The organism is Pseudomonadota bacterium, assembly GCA_016195085.1.
In the GTDB taxonomy this organism is placed as follows: Bacteria; Pseudomonadota; Alphaproteobacteria; order SHVZ01; family SHVZ01; genus JACQAG01.
In genome coordinates this window covers 70,638-89,136 of record JACQAG010000008.1, presented here as the reverse complement: position 1 = coordinate 89,136, position 18,499 = coordinate 70,638, and the positions used below count along the sequence as shown (strand labels likewise).

Here is an 18,499-nt window from a genome sequence, read left to right as displayed (position 1 = left end):
CTCACGCTCGCCCCCGGCGCCATGCTCTCGGCAACGATCCGCACCTTGTCTTCCGCGCTCCAGCGCCGCCGCTGCCCGGCGCCCGTGAAGATCTCAACGCGCCGCGCCGGCGCGGCCGTAGTCCTAGGATCGTCACCCGTGTCCGTCATAGTCCCTATGCCCTACCCACAAAGGGCTAGAGATTCTCACAGACCGGCTATCGCCTCACGGGTGGGGGAAAAGCACCGCTTACGATGCTCCGTCCCGGCAACCCGCTCAATGGCGATCCCCGGCGCCAGAGACCGAGCGCTTGACGACGCATTAACGTGTAGCTACACGTAATCGATGATTGCCGATCCTGGCCTGTCCGAGACTGTCGGGTGCCTGTGCCTGGCCTCCAGGCGGGCGGCGCGCGCGATCACGCGGGAATTCGATCGGGAATTGCGGCCGCACGGCCTCAGAGCCACGCAGTTCTCGCTGCTGGCAATCCTGGAGCTGAAAGGGCCGCAATCGATCGGCGATCTGGCCCACGTGCTCGGCGCCGATCGCACGACGTTGACCCGCAATCTGGCGCTGGTCGAGGATCAGGCACTGGTCAGGAGCCGTCCGGGCGACGATGCGCGCTCGCGGATCATCGAGATCACGCCGAAGGGAAGGAGCCGCTTGACCGGAGCCTTCGCCGCCTGGCGCAAGACGCAATCCGCCTTGACGGCGTCGATCGGGAACGAGGCGGTGAACAGCCTGCGCCGGCTGGCGCGATCGGCGCCCATCTCATCGAAAGCTAAGGAGGAGTGATTCATGGCGCGCGTCTCCAAGAAGCCGGCGGCTTCATCGAAGCGTCCTGCCACCCGCGGAAAATCCGCCCAGCGCCCACGGCCGGCGCGCCGGGTGCTGGTGCTCGTCGCCACCCGCAAGGGCGCCTGGCTCTATCACGGCGATGCCGCACGAAGGACGTGGCGGGTCGACGGACCGCATTTCCTCGGCCACATCGTCAGCCATCTCGTGCTGGATCCGCGCGACGGGCGAACCTTGCTGGCGGCGGTAAAGACCGGTCACTTGGGCCCGACCATCTTTCGCTCGACCGATCTCGGCCTGAGCTGGAAGGAAGCGGCAAAGCCGCCGGCCTTTCCGAAGGCTGGGGACGGCGAGAAGGGGCGCGTCGTCGATCACACGTTCTGGCTGGCACCCGGTCATCCGAGCGAGCCGAACCTATGGTATGCGGGGACCTCGCCCCACGGACTCTTCCGCTCCGAGGATGGCGGCCTTGCCTGGAAACCGGTATCCGGCCTGAACGACCATCCGCAGTATCGAAAATGGATGGGCGGCGCGCAGGACGGCACGCCGGACGGACCGAAGCTGCACTCGATCAACATCGATCCGCGCGATCCCGCCCACCTCTATCTCGGCATGTCGAGCGGCGGCGTGCACGAATCCTTGGACCGCGGCCGAAGCTGGGCGCCCATCGTCGGCGGCCTCGAAGTGGTCGAGGGGTTCGATGCGGCCAATCTTGCCTTCCACGACCCCCATTGCGTCCGGCTCTGTCCGAGCCAACCGGATCGCCTGTATCAGCAAAACCATTGCGGCATCTACCGCCTCGACCGGCCGTCGAAAGAGTGGGTCAGGATCGGCAAGGCCATGCCGAAGCGGGTCGGCGATATCGGCTTTTCGGTGGTGGTGCATCCGCGCGATGCGGACACCGCTTGGGTGGTGCCGATGGACGGCACCAGCGTTTGGCCGCGCACGAGCCCGGACGGCGTTCCCAGCGTCTATGTCACGAAGAATGGCGGCAAGAGCTGGCAGCGTCAGGCTGCCGGCCTCCCGCAGCGACAGGCCTGGTGGACGGTCAAGCGCCAAGCGATGACGGCGGACGGGCGGGATCCCGTTGGCTTATACTTCGGGACCACGAGCGGCGAGCTGTGGATGAGCCGTGAAGAGGGCAAGCGGTGGTCCTGCATGGCGCGACACCTTCCCGAAATCTACGCGCTCGAGACGGCGGAGCTGCCGTGAGACGGTCGTTCTTGGATGGGCGAATCTTCTCCTCGAGGGTGAGCCGATGAAAGTGCTGATTCCAACGCCGCTGCGCTCCTACACCAAAGAGCGGGAGGTCGACGCGACGGGCGCCACGCTTGCGGATCTGTTGGCCGACCTTGACCGTCGATATCCCGGCTTCAGATTCCGCGTCATCGACGAGCAGGAGAGGATGCGGCGCCACATCCGGTTCTTCGTCAACGGCGAGCAGGAATTCGATATGGCGCGCTCGCTGGGGCCCACCGATGCCGTGCAGATCGTGCAGGCGCTGAGCGGCGGGTGATCCCCGCATCGGCGCTGCCGATGGCTCGCTAAAGATTTGGTTGGTGCGCGGCCCCATGCCTGCAAGAGTGGGGCCTAGAAGCGTGTCGGAGGATGCCCAGGATGAAGAAGGCCCGCACGCCCAGCCAGCGGTTGCGTGCCCTGCTACGCCGCGGCGGCCTCACGGTGCCGAGCTGCTACGATGCGCTCGGTTTCCGGATGATCGCCCGTGCCGGCTTTCCGGCCGCCTTCTTGAGCGGCTTTTCGGTCTCCGCCGGCCGCCTCGGGGTGCCGGATGCGGGCCTGCTTTCCTATGGCGAGATGGCGGATCAGGCTCGAAACGTGACCGCCGCCGCGGCCATTCCGCTGATCGTCGATGCCGATACCGGCTTCGGCAATGCGCAGAACGTGCAGCGTACCGTGCGCGGGCTGGCCGGCGCTGGAGCCGCCTGTCTGATGCTGGAGGATCAGGAGAGCCCGAAGCGCGACTTCGGCGCTCCGGGCGCGGTGGTGCCTCGGGCCGACGCCGTGCGCCGGGTGAAGGCGGCGGTGCAGGCCCGCGAGGCGGGCGCCGATATCCTGATAATTGGGCGCACCGATGCGCGCAATGCCGCCGGGCCGGCAAGCGGCCTTCGGGAGGCGCTCTGGCGCGCCGCCGCCTTCGCCGATCTCGGCGCCGACCTCGTTTTCGTGACCGGGCCGGCCGGCGCCGGCGAGCTCAAACGCATCCGCGCCGCCGCGGCACTGCCCCAGATCGTCCAGGTGGACGAGCCCGGCCGTGCGCCGCGCCCGCCGGGCGAGGTCCACGATCTCGGTTTCGAGGTGGCGCTCTACGGCGTATCGCTGATATTCGCCGCCGCCGCCGCCTTCCGCGATGCGCTGGCGGGCATGCGCCGGGGATTGCCGCTCCCATCGGGGCGCTCCGTCAGCCCTGAAGTGATGGCGGACATCGTCGGCGTCGAGGACTACTTGGCGGTCGATCGGGCGCTCGCCAAGTAACCGGAACGGTCGCGAGGCTCAGCGCAAGACCCGGCTCGCCGGCAGCAGCACCGTGACCGTGGTGCCGCGCCCCTTGCGGCTCTCGATGCGGAGCTCGCCGCCATGCAGCTCGGCCAGGCTCTTGCTGATCGGCAGCCCGAGCCCGGTCCCTTCGAAGCGCCGCGCACTGGTGGCGTCGACCTGCCGGAACGGCTCCAGCGCGATCGCGACCTCCGCCGCCGACATGCCGATGCCGGTATCGCTGACGGCGACCGCAATCCGTCCGTCCGCCTCCAGCCCGGCGAATATCTCCACCTGCCCGCCGCGCGGGGTGAACTTGGTCGCGTTGGAGATGAGGTTGAACAGAATCTGGCCGAGCCGCAGCGGATCGACGAGCACCGGCGGCAAGTCCGCCTGCACGATGAGCTTGTGAGCGACGCCGCTCTCGGTCGCCTTGGCGGCCATGAGCTTCATATGGCGGCGGCAGACGTCGGCGAGCATCACTCGCTCCTCGTCCAGGTTCATATGGCCGGCGAGGATCTTCGACATGTCGAGCACGTCGTTGACCAGCTGCAAGAGATGCTGGCCGCTCTCGGCGATGTTGGCGGAATACTCGATGTAGCGCGGCGGCAGCGGGCCGGTCGCCTGGTTCATCATGAGCTCGGCAAAGCCGATGATGGCATTCAACGGCGTGCGGAGCTCGTGGCTCATGGTGGCGAGAAAGGCCGATTTGGCGTCGCTCGCCGCTTCCGCCGCGACCTTGGCCTCGCGCAATCGCGTCTCGGCCAGGATGCTCTCGGTCACCACGCGCGCACTCCCCCGGTATCCCTGAAAACCGCCGGCTTCGTCGAAGATCGGCTTGCCGCTCGTGGAGATGTACTGGGTCGTGCCGTCGTCGCCGATCATGCGATAGACGAAATCGCGGAATGGCTGGTGCGCCTCGAGCTCGACCAGGTGCCGGCGCAATGATTGGGCCTCGACGGCCGAGGCGGTGGCCACATCGAGCCGGCGTTGGCCGATCATTTCCTCCGAGCGCTTCGGGTTCAGCCGTTCGGAGCTGGAGATGTGGACGAAGCGGTGGTCAGGCCCGGTCTCCCAAAACCAATCGGAGGCGGTCTCGGCATAGTCGCGGAAGCGGACCTCGCTGAGCCTGAGCGCTGCCTCGGCGCGCCTGCGTTGGGTGATGTCCTGGACGGTGCCTTCGTAGTAGAGCGGTTTGCCCTCGCCATCGCGCACCAACCAGGCATTCTCGGTGATCCAGATCCGTTCCCGCGTCTTGTGCCGGTAGACCTCGGATTCGAAATCGGCGATACGGCCGTGGGCGGCGAGCAGACGCTGGAACTCCGCTCTCCGCCCGGGATCCACATACCACTCCTTGGCGATGTCGCGGACCGCCGCCAGCATCTCCGCCTCGCTGTCATAGCCATTGAGGCGGACGAGGGCGGCGTTGGCGCGAAGCTGGCGACCTTCCGGGCTCGAGCGGTAGATACCCTCGGTCGCGTTGTCGAAGATGCCGCGATAGCTGACCTCGGCGATCCGAAGCGCTTCGCGCGTGCGGATAAGCTCATCGACATCGATGGTGGAACCGATGAAGCGTTTGGCCTGGCCCACGCCCCTGGGCTCGGGTGCCGCGGTCACCAGCGCCCAAAAAGGCGAGCCGTCGCGCCGGCGGATTTGGACCAACATGCCACGCACGGTGAGCCCGAGGGAGAGCGTGCGATACATCTCCATGCGTTGCGCCGGGTCGACGTAGCGCGCCGCCTCGAGGCTGCGCACCTCGGCCACCATTTCGGCCGCCGAGCCGTAGCCGCACATCCGGGCGCAGGCCTCGTTGAGCGAGATGAGCCGCCAATCGAGGTCCGTCACCCAGACGCCGATTCCGGCGTCATCCAGAATGGAGCCATGGAACAAGGCGTCCAACCCTGGGACAGCGGAGTCCGTCATCTCTGCCGTCCTTGGATGCGGTTCAACGGCTTCTTCCGGGTGGCGTGGGAGCGCGTCCTTGCAGGCTAGCGAGGACAATCTTGGCTCAGTTGCGGCGCAGGGTCCAGATTGGCGCTGGCGCGCGGCCGGCCCCCTCAGGGGCAGCCGAGCGTTTCGGCCAGGTGCTCGAAGTCTTCGGCAAGGACATCCCAGGTGCCGCTCGCCTTGAGATCGGTCTTCTGGCCGGGGCCATATTCGCTTGGCCGCAGGACGAAGGCGGTCTGGAGCCCGAGCGCCTGAGCGGCGGCAAGATCGGCATTGTGGGCGGCCACCATCATGACTTGCTGGGGCGGCAGGCCGAGGAGCTGGGCAGCGCCCAGATAGACCTTGGGCTCCGGCTTGTAGCTGCCGAACAGCTCGCCTGAGAGCACCAGATCCCACGGCATTCCGGCCCGTTTCGCCATCTGCGAGAGCAGGCGCATATTGCCGTTGGACAAGGGTGCGATCAGGTAGCGGCTGCGCAAGCGAAGCAAGCCAGGCACCGTGTCCGGCCATGGATTGAGGCGATGCCACACCGTGTTGATGTGCTGCAGAGCGGCCTCGCTCAGGCCTTCGAGCCCGAACCGCCGAGCGAGGCCGTCGAGGCTTTCCCGGTGCAGCACATCCAGGCTGGCGAAGGGGCGGCGGCCGGAACGGACCTCTTCCAGCGCCGGCTGATACTTGGCGCGCCAGGCATCGGCCAAGCCGGCGCCGTCGATCTTTCGGCTGAACTGGCGCGCCCATCGGTCAGCTTCGCCGATGATGCTGCCGCGCCAATCGACGCAGGTGCCGAATACGTCGAAGACCAAAGCTGTGACCGGGCGCTCGATCGCCATGGCCGCGTCCTCAAATGGGATCGATCAGAACGCCGGGATTGAGCAGCCCCTGGGGATCGACGGCATGCTTGGCCGCCTTCAAGGCTTCGGCGAACAATGCCGGACGTTGCCGATCGTACCAGGGCCGATGCTCGCGGCCGACGGCGTGATGGTGGGTGATGGTGCCGCCGGCCTCGATGAGGGCATCCGAGGCCGCGGTCTTGATCCGGCGCCACTGCTCGACGAGCTGTCCATGGCGGCCCAATGCATGGAAGGAGAAGTAAGGCGCCGGGCCGTCGGGATAGACATGGGTGAAGCGGCAGGTGACCTCGCCGGCTCGGCCCGTGGCGGCCAGGATCGCCGCCTCGGTTGCCCGCTTCACCCGGTCGTGGAGGGACTCGAAGCGCTCCCAGGTGATGGCCGTTTCGAAGGTGTCGTTGATGATCCCGCGGCCGACCAGACGCTCGCGCGCATAGGGCATGCGGATGAAGGCGTTGCGCCAGCGTCCGGCGGCACCGTCCCGGTGCGCGTCCTCCGTCTCCGGAGCATCGGGCTGGCCGCCATGATCGGCGCAGCATTCGAGCGCCCGGCGCATCCACGGCTCGACCGGGTGATCGCCCGACTCGAAGGCAAGAACCATGATCGCCCGGGTGCCGTCGCCGGCGCCGGTGTTATAGGCTTCCTTGGGATCGAGGATGCGGCAGTTCGAGGGGTAGAGGCCGGCCTGGGCGATCACCCGGAGCGCCCGGGCGGCGGCGAAGAAATCCTTGAAGCCGACTGCGCCGCCGGCGCGAAAGCGCGGCGGATCCTGCAGCCGCATCCAGGCCTGGGTGATGATGCCGAGAATGCCCTCCGAGCCGATGAACATCCGGTCGGGGCTGGGGCCGGCACCCGAGCCGGGCAGGCGCCTTGTCTCGATGAGGCCTTTCGGCGTCACCACCCGCAAGCTCTCGACGAAATCGTCGATATGCGTGTAGAGGCTGGCAAAATGCCCGCCCGAGCGCGTCGCGATCCAGCCGCCCAAGGTCGAATACTCGAAGCTTTGCGGGAAGTGGCGGAGTGTCAGCTGGTGGCGCTTCAGCTCGGTTTCCAAGGCCGGGCCGAAGGCGCCGGCCTCAATGAGCGCCGCGCGGGACCGGCGGTCGACCTCGATGACGCGGCCCATGTGACGAAGATCGATGGAGAGGGCGGCCTTGTAGCGGGGCGCCTCCGCCCTCGGCTCGACGCCGCCCACCACGCTGGAGCCGCCGCCAAAGGGAATGACCGCGGCACCGGCGCTGCCCGCCCAGTCGAGGAGGGCGACGACATCGGCCTCGGTCTTGGGATAGGCCACGACATCGGGCGCATTCGCATAGTCCCCGGCCAGCCCGCGCGCATAGTCTTGAAAGGATTTGCCGTAGGTATGCTGGATGCGGTCGTGGCGCTCGCTCGTGCAGAGATCGGCAAGCGACGCCGGCGGCGCCAGACGCGGCGGACGCAGCTTGATTTCCAAGAGCGAAGGCGGCGCCTTCTCATCGAAGCGATCGATCGCGAAGCGCTTGCGGTAGCGCTCGAGGATGAAGGACTCCTCTTCCCGGCTCAGCCCCTCGCCCTCGCGGCCCCAGCCGTAGTGCTTCAGGCGGCCGGCTCCCATCTCGTCCCTCCCGGTCGGCTTCTTTGATTCGCCAGCATATAGAAGACCGGCACCCCGCGAGAACCGCAAGCAAGGAGGGCCATTCCGGCCCGACCTGCGGTAGTGGGTCGGTTTCAGCGAAAGGCCAAAATACCCAGGATCACGCCGATCAATCCGAGCACCACAGATAGGACGCCGAGCCATGCCGCAATGCGCGCGCCTGGGTCGGCGACAGTACATGCCCACCAAATTTGGCCGATGATACTGGCTGCTCGAATATCGAACTCGTACTCGTGACCAAGCTTCACCTTTAAGGCTTGTCGCGAGGGTTCATCGATTAGGATTTCCCCGCGCTACTCCTCGGGAAGACCCCTGACGATGAAATGTCGTCTTTGGTCTCCAACTCTGATCTCACAGATTCGACCGGCTCGAATGCGGCCTCGATCTTTCCGCGCAATCCGAACTATGTCCTTGAAGGTCTCTTCGCGCCTAGCGGACGCCACTCTGAGCTTCACGCTGCGTTCCTTCTTTGTGACTGTTCCCATTCATCGACCGCGCGCACGATATCCCCAATCGACCAAAGCGTCTTGGTGACGTCGGCCGCCATCGCGGGCGTGCAGCGAAGCGTCTGATGGATGCGAGAAAAGTTGTAGTACATGAAATTGAGCGCGACGGCGTGCGTATGGTTCCCAACCTTCTTTGAGAACGCATTCGTCAATCTCGTGAACCTGCACATATGCATCCGCATCGTGAGATTGGCCCGCTCTGCGTAGCTCGTACAGATGCGCTTCGGATCGGGATTACCGGTGCAGCAATGCGTCTCAGTGCCGATAATCTGTGGCGGGCTGTAGCGGCGCTGCCCTTCGTCGGTCTGCCCGTAGATCTTGATCAAGGTGGCATAGTCCACATCGACGCCGAACGCGGTTTCAACCGCCTCGATGTAGCGCTTGTGTCCATCGGTGGTGATCTGCACGCGGTTCTTTAACCGGCGGGACACGTCGCAAACGAAAGCCTTCGCGGCATCCGTGTCGCGGCTGCCGACAAGCCACGACACCGCGAGCTTGGTGTCAGCGTAAATCGCCGTCCGCGTCCACACGTCGCGAGCGTCGCCGCTCGCCTTCATCTCGGTCGGAGCCTTCTTCGCCTTCGCGTAGACGAAGTCCCAGATTTCATCGAGCTGCAGCCGTTTGCACGGCAGATCGCGAAGCACCTTGTCCTGGTACTCCGAGCAAGCCCAACCAGCATCGACTAACAACTTTACGATGGTATTCTTGCTCGCCACTATGAGACTGGAGATTGAGCGGATCGACATGCCTTCGACCACCATTCCGAGGATCTGGGCGCGTTTCTCTGGGGGCAGCTTGTTCATGCCCCGAGTATCTGACCGTTATGCTTAGCGTTAAGAAGAAAGGTCAATTTTACGGAGTCGCAACTCCGGCGGCGAGGAGAAAACTCGGCAGTAAGTGCCTGATGATTCTTGTATTACTGCCGACTTGACATATATGTCAATACGAGAAAAGATAGCTCTGCGAGTGCACGAGAAGAAGCTGTTTTGTCTCGGTCCCAGGGTCCGAAGCGACCCGGTTGTGCGCACACTGTTCGTATCTACGGAGGTCCTGGAAAATGTTTTGCCTCCATTCGCAGCCCATCATGACGGGTACCGGCTTACCCAGTTTCGAGCCACGCTCGATACGTTCACGCGCGGCGATCTAATTTCGGTTGCTGAGAGGCCGCAAAGGAAGGCTCCGAACGCGTTCATGGCTCGAACGGATCCTGTTTCCGCCGAGATCTGGGACATTCGCAGCATGGCGCCCATACCAGGGATACGAGCGTTTGGTGCCTTCTCCGAGAAGGACACGTTTATTGCTCTGACCTGGGACTATCGCGAAAACATTGATTGGAATGTGGCAGTCGCAGAGTGCGCCACTGAATGGGACAAACTGCTTGGGCCATGCCCTCGCGTTAAGAGAAAGTCGCTAGATGAATACCTCTCTCACTACCGAGCTGTCTAAGCCGGTTGGCGACGAGCGCGTACCCCCTGATACGCTTTGGTACTTCAGGGGGCGCCACCGATATCGCGTTTACGACTTCGTTTTGAGCGAATTGAGGCGAATTGGGCTCACTCAAACGTCGCTCGCAAAGCGACTTGGCCTGTCGGACAGTCGGATTTCGAAGCTACTGAGCGGTCCGGGCAATTGGACGCTTGATACGGTGAGCGATCTGCTATTCGCGATGGGAGGAGGTGAACCTCGGTATCAGATCATCTATCCGTTGGACGGGGCGACGCGGAATTACGAAACGCCTGAATGGCTCGATCAGGGGAGAAGGCTTTGGGAGGAACAACTCCGAGCCATCTCACGTCGGCATGAACCGACACCTCCGCCCATCATTCCGCCGGGACCAATACAGACGCGGCCTCATCCAGGAAAAGATCCTGGCCCTACGCCCGCGGATCAGATGAGGCTGCAATGAGGCTTTCTCGAATAGCATTCAGCCAATCCATCCGATATCTGAGCATATCGACTGATGATATTTATCGTCTCATTGGAACATTGAAGGACAAGTATTCTTTCTTGGAGGGGCCGCAAAAAGTCAAAGAATACGATTTAAATGATGGAATTAACCTATATGGGGGCACCTTTATTAGGGAGTTTCGAGTTTCAATCGACAAATGCGCGATTTTTACGAATGGTCTTGTTGTGGAGACGCAGGTTCCTGTCGAAACGGCAGATCAGCTCATCGACGAAATATCTAACTGGCTATTCGAGAATGGCTCCGCGACGGTGGGGCAGTGGGAAAAAGCGCCTCGTAGCTATTTCAGCCGGCTCGAAGTCGAAATGAATCTGGATTGGGCCAAAATTTCCAATCAACTCGATCCGCTCACGAGCTTCATAAATGAGCGCTTGGCGACCTACGGCAATCCACCGATCAATTTTGGCCTCGTTGGAATGAACGTGCATGCGGACGTATCACAGTACCCGTATCCAAGACCGTTTCCCTTTTCGCTCACAAGGCGTGAGAACGCAGCGTACGGGGACAATATCTACAATTCCGCCTCCCCGCTGCAGACGGCGGATCACATGAATGCGCTGGAGTTGATGGAGCGGACTTACGGCGCTTGAGCTATTTGGTCCATCGCTTGGCGGCGGCCTTACGATCGGTCTCTGATCGCCGCTCAGGCGCTATGCTCTTAGCGCGAGCGGCACCGCCTTTAGCCCCCATGCGAGCAATACGGCATGACGAGCGGAAGACTTCAGTGGGGCCAGAATCCAAGCTGACCCACGGCCTCGCCCGCCGGCCGATTTCATTTCCGCCCCCGATCGCGTAGGCTCCTCGCCCGATTTTGGCCCTGCAATCCGGCCGACATCGGGGGGTAGGGAACGAAGAAGGCTAAGACCGCATGCAGCAGACGAGCGACAGCGTCGAGACTCCCTATGGCTGGACGGTGGCCACCGCCTCGCTGCTGCTGATGTCCATCGGCTTCGGCGCGCAATATGTCGCGATCGTAGGTTTGAAGCCGATGGCGGCGGAGTTCAACTGGCCGCGCTCCATCCCCTCTTTGATCCCGGCGATGGCGCAGCTGGGTGCGGGCGTCGGCGGCATCTTCATGGGCTGGTGGGCGGACCGCGCCGGACCGCGCCGGCCGGTCATGCTGGGTGCGGTCATGATGGGGCTGGGCGCGCTGCTCGCGAGCCAAGCGCGCGGTGCCTTCGATCTCTATCTAACCTATGGGCTGCTCATCGGCGCGCTCGGCAACGGCACGACCTTCGCGCCGCTGATGTCGAACATCACCCGCTGGTTCGACAAGAATCGCGGCGTGGCGCTGTCGATCGTCGCCTCGGGGCAGAGTGTGGCCGGCGGCATCTGCCCGCCGCTTTTCCGCTGGGGCATCGATACCTATGGCTGGCGGGCGACCTTGATCTGCTACGGGATTTTCTCCACCACGGCCATGCTGCCCTTGGCGTTCCTCTTGCGCCGTCCGCCGCCGCCCGCCGCCCGCCGCCTCGGCGCCGCCGGTCCCGCGCCGCGGCGTGAATTGCCGCTCAATCCGGTGCTGGCGCAGACGCTGCTCAGCATCGCCATCGTCGGCTGCTGCGTCGCCATGGCGATGCCGATCGTGCACACCGTCGCCTTCTGCAGCGATCTCGGCTATGCGCCGGCGCGGGGTGCGGAGATGCTGTCTTTGCTGCTGGCCGTGGCTTTTATCAGCCGCATGTTCTGGGGCCGGCTGTCGGACCGCATCGGTGGGCTGAAGACGATCTTCATCGGCTCGGCGGCGCAGGCGATCACGCTCGCCTGCTACATGCTGGTCGACGGTCTGGTGGCGCTTTACGTTCTCTCCGCCGCCTTTGGGCTCGCCTTCGGCGGCATCGTGCCGGCCTATTCGCTGGTCGTGCGCGACCTTTTCCCGGCTCGGGACGCGGGCTGGCGCATCGGCATCGTCTATCTCAGCGGCACCATCGGCATGGCGCTCGGCGGCTGGATCGGCGGGCTGGTCTTCGACATGTTCCTCCGCTACCAGCCGGCCTTCGGCGTGGGCGTCTTCTTCAACGTGGTCAATCTGGCGGCGATCGGCACGCTGATGGTCCGCCTGCCCCGCCTGCCGCGCTCGGAGCTGGCGACGACGCAGCCGGCGTGAGCCTGCTAGGCGACGCTCGGCGGCGGCTCGGCGCTGTGACGGCCGAAGAGCTTGGCGAACAACCGACGGAGCAGCCGGAAGAGCTTGGGTGCCAGCCAAACCAACAGCGCCACGAACAGCGCCAGCAACACCATGAAGAAAACCGGGTGATTGAGCGCGAGCCAGAGACCCATGACCACGCTCACATCCTCGGCCAGCGACGCCGCCCAATTGCTGAAGGGTTCGGGCGAGGCGTTGATCGCCAGCCTCGTTCCGGCCTTGGTCGCGTGCATGCCGGCGGCGAGCACGCCGCCGACGAGCCCGGCGGCTAGCATCCAGGCCGGGTCGACCGGGCCGATCGCTTGGGAGGCGAGAACGGCGCCGGCGGGAATGCGGATGAAGGTGTGCAACACGTCCCAGCCGCTATCGACGCCGGGGATCTTGTCGGCGAAGAACTCAACCAGATACATGAAGGCGGCGGCGAAGATGACCAGTGGCTCCGCCAGGATCTCCAGATTGGGCGGGAGCACGATCGCACCCGTCCCTTGCATGATCCCCAAGGTCAGGATCGCCGCATAGAGATTGATGCCGCTCGCCCAGCCGACGCCGAGCGTCAATGCGATGATGGTGATCGGGTCCATAAGCGTCCTCGCCAAACCCCAGAAAATTGGCAACCAGCAGCTTTCTGCTCTCTTCAAAGTATAGAGGACATCGTGGCAAGCTCGCGGCCGAAGCGCGGCATCTCCGCGAAAAACCGGTCGGTTGGGATAGATCGGCCCCGGGGCGGGCGAGGAAGCCCACCCCTTGACAACCGCCGGCGGCGGGGCGAAATCTTTGGGTGAACTGAACCGTTCAGTTTAAGTCTGGCCGCGGGGCGCCCCGCCTCGAGCAGCGGAGCCGTCGGTGGCCCCGGAAGCGGTCGCCGGGCTTTCCATTCTCCCTATCCCGAGGCGGGTGACCGACGTGGCAGACCTTGCTCCAACCGAGCCAAAGGCGGAGGGAGGCCCTCCATCCGCCGGCCCGCGTCCGCCGGCGGACCAGCCGACGACCGGCGCTCCGGCCTCCGCCTCCGGCAACGGCAAACGCCGGCGCCGCATCCTGGTCATCGCCTCGATCCTTCTGGTGCTGGCCGTGGGCGGCCTCGGCTATTGGTTTTGGACCCGGAACCTCGTCAGCACCGATGACGCCACCATCGACGGCGATGCGGTTCGACTCTCGCCCAGGGTTGCCGGCCCGGTGCTCATCCTCAACGTCGGCGACAACCAGCCGGTCAAGAAGGGCGACCTTCTCCTGGAGATCGATCCGCACGACTACGAGATCGCGGTCGAGAGCGCCAAGGCGAGCGTGGCCGTCGGCGAGGCGCAGCTGCACATCGCCGAAACCAATCTCGCGCTGACCCGGGTTACCACATCCGCCACCCTCCGCCAGGCCGAGGGTGGGGTTGCGCTGGCACAAGCCACGATCGGCCAGGCGCAAGCGCAGGTCGCCGCCGCCGAAGCCGAAGCGGTCCGCGCCAAGGAAGATGTCGATCGCTATCAGCGCCTGCTGCGCGACGATTTTGCCTCCCGCCAGCGCTACGAGCAGGCGGTGGCGCAGACCCGCACCGCGGACGCGCAGCTGCGCGCCGCCCAGCAGCAGGTCAAAGTCGCCGAGGCGCAGCGGATCCAGGCCGAGGCCAACCTGGACGCCGCGCGCATCGGCCCGCAGCAGGTGGCGGTCAGGCAGGCGGAGCTGCATGCCGCCGCGGCTCAGTTGGAGGTGGCGCGGGCGGCACTCGACCAGGCCGAGCTCAACCTTTCCTATACCCGCATCTACGCGCCCAGCGACGGCACGCTCACCAAGCGCAGCGTGCGTGAGGGCGATGTCGTGCAGAAAGATCAGGGCTTGGCGGCCCTGGTGCTCAATCGGGTCTGGGTCACCGCCAACTTCAAGGAAACGCAGCTCGCCCGCATGCGCGCCGGCCAACCCGTCGATATCGCCATCGATGCCTATCCCGAGCGGGCGCTGAAGGGTCATGTCGACAGTATCCAGCGCGGCACCGGCGCGCATTTCAGCCTGCTGCCGCCGGAGAATGCGACCGGCAACTTCGTCAAGGTCGTCCAGCGCGTGCCGGTCAAGATCCTGTTCGACGAAGAGCTGCCCCCGGGCTTCGTCGCCGGCCTCGGCATGTCGGTGGTGCCGACCGTCGATGTCGGCGCCAAACCCGCCCAGCGGTGAGCCATGGCGGTCACGGACTCCACGCCACAAGCCGCGCCAGCGATCAAGGCCCCGACCCCTTGGATCATCGCCCCGGTGGTGGCATTGGCCGCCTTCATGGAAGTGCTCGACATCTCGATCGCCAATGTCGCCTTGAAGCACATCGCCGGCAGCATGTCGGCGAGCCAGGATGAATCGACCTGGATTCTCACCTCCTATCTCGTCACCAACGCGATCGTGCTGCCGGTGAGCGGCTGGCTGTCATCGGTCTTGGGCCGCAAGCGCTTCTACATGGCGTGCATCGCCGGGTTCGGCGCGAGCTCGCTCTTGTGCGGCCTGGCGCCGAGCCTTGCCATGCTGATCGCCTTTCGCGCCCTCCAGGGCCTGACCGGCGGCGGCCTGCAGCCGAGCAGCCAGGCGATCCTCGCCGACAACTTTCCCCCGCATCAGCGCGGCATGGCCTTCGCCTTCTACGGCATCGCCGTGGTCTTCGCGCCGGCGATCGGCCCGACCTTGGGCGGCTGGATCACCGACAACTTCTCCTGGCGCTGGGTGTTCCTGGTCAACGTGCCGGTGAGCATCATCCTGTTCTTCCTCATCGAGGCGATGATCTCCGATCCGCCGCACCTCATCGCTTCCCGCGCCGAGAAGCTGAAGCACGGCTTCAAGGTCGACTATCTCGGCTTCGGCCTGCTGGCGCTCGGTCTCGGCTTCCTCCAGGTGGTGCTCGATCGCGGACAGGAAGACGACTGGTTCAGCTCCAACTTCGTGCTGTTCTCCGCCATCGTCGCTGCTTCGGCGCTCATCTTCCTCATCGTCTGGGAGTTGGCGCAGTCCGATCCGATCATCGACCTGGCGCTGTTCAAGAACGCCAACTTCGCCATGTCCAATGTGCTGATGTTCCTCTTGGGCTTCATCCTGCTCGGCAGCACGGCGATGATCCCGCTCTATGTGCAGTCGATGCTGGGATATACCGCGACCGACGCGGGCATGGTGATCTCGCCCGGCGGCTTCGCCATCATGCTGCTGATGCCGATCATCGGCCGTCTCGTTTCGAAGGTCGATTCCCGCACTCTCATCGTCATCGGCTTGGCCATCAGCGCGGCAGCGCTCGCCAGCATGAGCCGGTACAATCTCGATGTGGATTTCTGGACCATCGCCATCGCCCGAATGGTGCAAGCGGCGGGATTGGCCTTCCTGTTCATCCCGATCTCGACCGTCGCTTATGCCGGTGTGCCGGTCGAGCGCTACAACAATGCCTCCGCCTTGGTGAACCTGTCGCGCAATCTCGGCGGCAGCGTCGGCATCGCCGTGCTGACGACCTTGCTCGCCCGGCGCTCCCAGTATCACCAGAACGTCCTCGTCGAGCATGTCGGCGCCTACAGCCGGAACTATGCCGACATGGCCGAGGCGCTGCAGGCCCGCATGCTGGGCGACGGCGGCACCGCCGCCGAGGCCATGATGAAGGCGCAGGCGGTCATCGCCATGCGGGTCGAGCAGCAGGCGACCTTGCTCTCCTACCTCGACAACTTCCTGGTCCTGGCGGCGATCTTCGCGCTGCTCATTCCCTTCGTCTTCTTCATGCGGCGGCCGCCGGCGCCGGAAAAACCGGCGTCTGCGCACTGAGAGCGGGCGAGGGATCTGTGCTAGGCTCTTCCCGCCCCTTCGCATCGGAGCTTGCTCCGTGCTTCAGTCCTGGCAATCGTCGGTCCCCGCTTCGATCGGACTCCGCCGCCGGCTCCGGCTCGCGCTGTGGATGTTCGCGGGCGTGCTCGCATGCCCGGTCTTCGCGGCCGAGCCGATCGACCCCCTCAATCGAGCGGTGGAGTTTCGGCGCTTCGATCCCGGCTACGACCAGCATCGCGCCGAGCATGACGACCGGATCCGGCTGAGGGTAGCGAAACTGGCCAAGCGCGAGCGCGACGGAGTGGGCGCATTCTGCGCCCACCAGATCCTGCGCGAGATCGAATGGCTGGCAAGCTCGAGCGCCCATTGGCTGCGCATCGCCGAGCGGCTGGTCGATCTCGACATCGAATTGGCGCACGCTCGGGATTTTCCCGATATGCAGGATCAGGACGGCGCCTGGGGCAATTGCTACACCGAATGGTTCCTCAAGCTCGATGCGACCTACGATCACATTGCCGAGCTGTCGCGGGCGGGCCTCAGTCCTCCGGTTCCCGTCCGCATCCTCGACCGCGTCAACAGCCCGCGGCGCCTGCGCCAGCACATCGTGGAGCTCGTCACCTCCGACCTTGCGAGGGACGGCATCGAGCGCCGGCGCGAGCTCAACGAGACGCTCTCGGCGCTGACCCGGCTCATCCTTCGCGACCAGCCGATCGGCTATGAATGGGACGAGCGCCTGAAGACGGCGCTGACCGGCCTTCTCCTCGACGAGCTCCGGAATCCCGCGACCGGCTACTGGAGCGCCACCTATCGAAGCGGCGGCCGGCTCACGCAGACCACCGATCTCAGCATCACCTTCCATATCGTCAGCTATTTGAAGGGGCAGGTGCCGGACTGGCCGCAGCTCATCGACACCACGCTGCAGATCAAGGATCAACGCTATCCCAGGGGCTGGCTCAACCGCGATGGGTATATGAACCATCACAACATGGATGTGGTGGAGATCTTCCGGCTCGGCTGGCCCCATGCCTCGCCGGAGCAGCGCCAGGCGATGGGGCGGGAGATCGACCGGATGCTCGACTGGTGCCTCGGGCAATCCTGGCAGCCGGAAGGCTCCTTCCGCATGACCGGCTATGACGACTCGCTGGAAGCCTCGTATTATTTCGGCACGTCCTTCCTGGCGCGGGTCGGGTTCTTCGACCAGAGCCGCCGCTTCTGGACCGATCGCGAGCTACCGGCCTCCGAGGATATCAAGGCCGCGCTCCAAGCAAGCTTGCAGCGGCAGATCGCCGCCAATGCCGGAGGCGAAGGCGGCTTCTACTATCGGATCGCGCTGGCCGAGCTTCAGCGCTAAGCTACCGCCGCCCGCGACGATGCCTTTCGGCGTTTGGGCGTGAAGCGGTTGATCAGCCTTATCCACCCCGCCAATGTCGCCTCAATTCGAGTCGCCGAGAAGATCGGCGAGCGTTTCGAGCGTATGATCGAGTTCAAGGGCATGCAGGTAAGGGTCTACGCAATGGACCACCCGGAAGACCGATGAAAGCGTCGTTCCGCAAAGTTGCCATCGCCGGATTCGGGGCGATCGGGCGCGAGGTGGCGCGCCGCCTCGATGCCGGCATTCCCGGCTTCGAGCTGGTCGCGGTGGCCGCCCGGGATGTGGCAAAGGCCGCCCGCAACGCCGCAACGCTTCGCCGGCCGCCCCGGATCGAGCCGCTTGCAGCCTTGCCTGAGCTCGCCGATGTCATCATCGAATGTGTGCCGGCCGCGGCCTTTGTCGAAGCCGTCGGCCCGGCGCTGGATCTGGGGCGGATCGTGCTCACGGTCAGCGCCGCCGCCCTGCTGGATCACCCGGAGATGGTCGATCGCGCGGCCAAGTCCGGGGGCCGCCTCATCCTGGCGACGGGTGCGCTCCTCGGCTTGGATGCCGTGCGCGCCGCTGCGATCGGCACGATCTCGAGCGTGCGCATGGTCACGGCCAAGCCGCCGCGCTCGCTGGCAGGCGCTCCCTATCTCAAGCAACAGGGGATCGACGTGAGCCAGTTGACCCAGCCGCTTCGCGTCTTCGCCGGCACTGCGCGGGAGGGGGCGCGCGCCTTTCCAGCCAACGTCAACGTGGCGGCCGCCTTGGCCTTGGCCGGTATCGGTCCGGATCGAACCCAGCTCGAGGTCTGGGCCGACCCGGCGCTCACCCGCAACACCCATCGCATCGAGGTCGAGGCCGACAGCGCGCGCTTCTCGATGGCGATCGAGAACGTGCCGAGCGAGGATAACCCGGGCACCGGCAAGATCACCGCTCTCAGCCTGATCGCCGCGCTCAGGGATCTCGCCGCACCGCTCCGCATCGGCACTTAGTCGGCGTCTTACTCCACTTTACCCCTATGCTTGCAGGGCGGGCGTTGTCGACGGACCGGGCGCCTGCTCGACTTG

General features: G+C 65.0%; 19 protein-coding genes. 12 read left to right on the top strand and 7 right to left on the bottom strand.

Annotated elements, in window-relative coordinates; all coding sequences use genetic code 11:
- A partial coding sequence (locus HY058_02850; protein MBI3496225.1) for a transposase occupies positions 1 to 149 on the bottom strand: 149 nt, incomplete at its 3' end.
- 271 nt (positions 150 to 420) lie between these two features.
- Here HY058_02850 and HY058_02845 point away from each other — a divergent pair.
- The 4 genes from HY058_02845 to HY058_02830 all read left to right on the top strand — a co-directional run bounded on the left by HY058_02845 (position 421) and on the right by HY058_02830 (position 3,267).
- Complete coding sequence (locus HY058_02845; protein MBI3496224.1) at positions 421 to 774, top strand: winged helix-turn-helix transcriptional regulator; 354 nt, start codon at positions 421 to 423, stop codon at positions 772 to 774.
- A 93-nt stretch (positions 775 to 867) separates the two neighbouring features.
- Positions 868 to 1,986 carry a glycosyl hydrolase gene (locus tag HY058_02840; protein ID MBI3496223.1) on the top strand — a complete coding sequence of 373 codons (1,119 nt, stop codon included), beginning with the start codon at positions 868 to 870 and terminating at the stop codon, positions 1,984 to 1,986.
- 46 nt (positions 1,987 to 2,032) lie between these two features.
- Complete coding sequence (locus HY058_02835; GenBank protein ID MBI3496222.1) at positions 2,033 to 2,290, top strand: MoaD/ThiS family protein; 258 nt, start codon at positions 2,033 to 2,035, stop codon at positions 2,288 to 2,290.
- Between the two features lie 101 nt (positions 2,291 to 2,391).
- On the top strand, positions 2,392 to 3,267 hold the full coding sequence (locus HY058_02830; GenBank protein MBI3496221.1) for an isocitrate lyase/PEP mutase family protein: 876 nt from the start codon (positions 2,392 to 2,394) through the stop codon (positions 3,265 to 3,267).
- 18 nt (positions 3,268 to 3,285) lie between these two features.
- Here the strand turns inward: HY058_02830 and HY058_02825 are convergent, their stop codons facing one another.
- The 5 genes from HY058_02825 to HY058_02805 all read right to left on the bottom strand — a co-directional run bounded on the left by HY058_02825 (position 3,286) and on the right by HY058_02805 (position 9,004).
- Positions 3,286 to 5,190: a PAS domain S-box protein gene (locus tag HY058_02825; protein MBI3496220.1), complete on the bottom strand. Its 1,905-nt coding sequence runs from the start codon at positions 5,188 to 5,190 to the stop codon at positions 3,286 to 3,288.
- A gap of 134 nt (positions 5,191 to 5,324) precedes the next feature.
- Complete coding sequence (locus HY058_02820) at positions 5,325 to 6,044, bottom strand: haloacid dehalogenase type II (protein ID MBI3496219.1); 720 nt, start codon at positions 6,042 to 6,044, stop codon at positions 5,325 to 5,327.
- Between the two features lie 10 nt (positions 6,045 to 6,054).
- Positions 6,055 to 7,656: an FAD-binding oxidoreductase gene (locus HY058_02815; GenBank protein MBI3496218.1), complete on the bottom strand. Its 1,602-nt coding sequence runs from the start codon at positions 7,654 to 7,656 to the stop codon at positions 6,055 to 6,057.
- 113 nt (positions 7,657 to 7,769) lie between these two features.
- Complete coding sequence (locus HY058_02810; GenBank protein ID MBI3496217.1) at positions 7,770 to 7,943, bottom strand: hypothetical protein; 174 nt, start codon at positions 7,941 to 7,943, stop codon at positions 7,770 to 7,772.
- Positions 7,944 to 8,146: 203 nt separating this feature from the next.
- Entirely contained in the window at positions 8,147 to 9,004 is an 858-nt protein-coding gene (locus tag HY058_02805; GenBank protein MBI3496216.1) for an IS1 family transposase, read from the bottom strand.
- A gap of 611 nt (positions 9,005 to 9,615) precedes the next feature.
- On the opposite strand from HY058_02805, the gene HY058_02800 reads away from it, so the two are divergent.
- The 3 genes from HY058_02800 to HY058_02790 all read left to right on the top strand — a co-directional run bounded on the left by HY058_02800 (position 9,616) and on the right by HY058_02790 (position 12,274).
- Positions 9,616 to 10,107, top strand: coding sequence for a helix-turn-helix transcriptional regulator (locus tag HY058_02800; GenBank protein MBI3496215.1), 492 nt, complete (start codon positions 9,616 to 9,618; stop codon positions 10,105 to 10,107).
- Positions 10,104 to 10,757 carry a hypothetical protein gene (locus HY058_02795; GenBank protein MBI3496214.1) on the top strand — a complete coding sequence of 218 codons (654 nt, stop codon included), beginning with the start codon at positions 10,104 to 10,106 and terminating at the stop codon, positions 10,755 to 10,757. Before HY058_02800 ends, HY058_02795 begins: the two co-directional genes overlap by 4 nt.
- 278 nt (positions 10,758 to 11,035) lie before the next feature.
- Positions 11,036 to 12,274 (top strand): MFS transporter, encoded by a 1,239-nt coding sequence (locus HY058_02790; protein MBI3496213.1) that lies wholly within the window; start codon positions 11,036 to 11,038, stop codon positions 12,272 to 12,274.
- Positions 12,275 to 12,279: 5 nt separating this feature from the next.
- Here HY058_02790 and HY058_02785 read toward each other — a convergent pair whose 3' ends face one another.
- Positions 12,280 to 12,894, bottom strand: coding sequence for a DUF4126 domain-containing protein (locus HY058_02785; protein ID MBI3496212.1), 615 nt, complete (start codon positions 12,892 to 12,894; stop codon positions 12,280 to 12,282).
- Positions 12,895 to 13,216: 322 nt separating this feature from the next.
- Here HY058_02785 and HY058_02780 point away from each other — a divergent pair, with 322 nt between their 5' ends.
- The 5 genes from HY058_02780 to HY058_02760 are packed head-to-tail and all read left to right on the top strand — an operon-like array spanning position 13,217 to position 18,424.
- Positions 13,217 to 14,470: an HlyD family secretion protein gene (locus tag HY058_02780; protein ID MBI3496211.1), complete on the top strand. Its 1,254-nt coding sequence runs from the start codon at positions 13,217 to 13,219 to the stop codon at positions 14,468 to 14,470.
- A gap of 3 nt (positions 14,471 to 14,473) precedes the next feature.
- Entirely contained in the window at positions 14,474 to 16,075 is a 1,602-nt protein-coding gene (locus tag HY058_02775) for a DHA2 family efflux MFS transporter permease subunit (protein ID MBI3496210.1), read from the top strand.
- Positions 16,076 to 16,133: 58 nt separating this feature from the next.
- On the top strand, positions 16,134 to 17,426 hold the full coding sequence (locus HY058_02770; GenBank protein ID MBI3496209.1) for a hypothetical protein: 1,293 nt from the start codon (positions 16,134 to 16,136) through the stop codon (positions 17,424 to 17,426).
- Positions 17,427 to 17,465: 39 nt separating this feature from the next.
- Positions 17,466 to 17,612: a hypothetical protein gene (locus HY058_02765; protein MBI3496208.1), complete on the top strand. Its 147-nt coding sequence runs from the start codon at positions 17,466 to 17,468 to the stop codon at positions 17,610 to 17,612.
- Positions 17,609 to 18,424 (top strand): aspartate dehydrogenase, encoded by an 816-nt coding sequence (locus HY058_02760; protein ID MBI3496207.1) that lies wholly within the window; start codon positions 17,609 to 17,611, stop codon positions 18,422 to 18,424. Before HY058_02765 ends, HY058_02760 begins: the two co-directional genes overlap by 4 nt.
- Positions 18,425 to 18,499 lie beyond the last annotated feature (75 nt).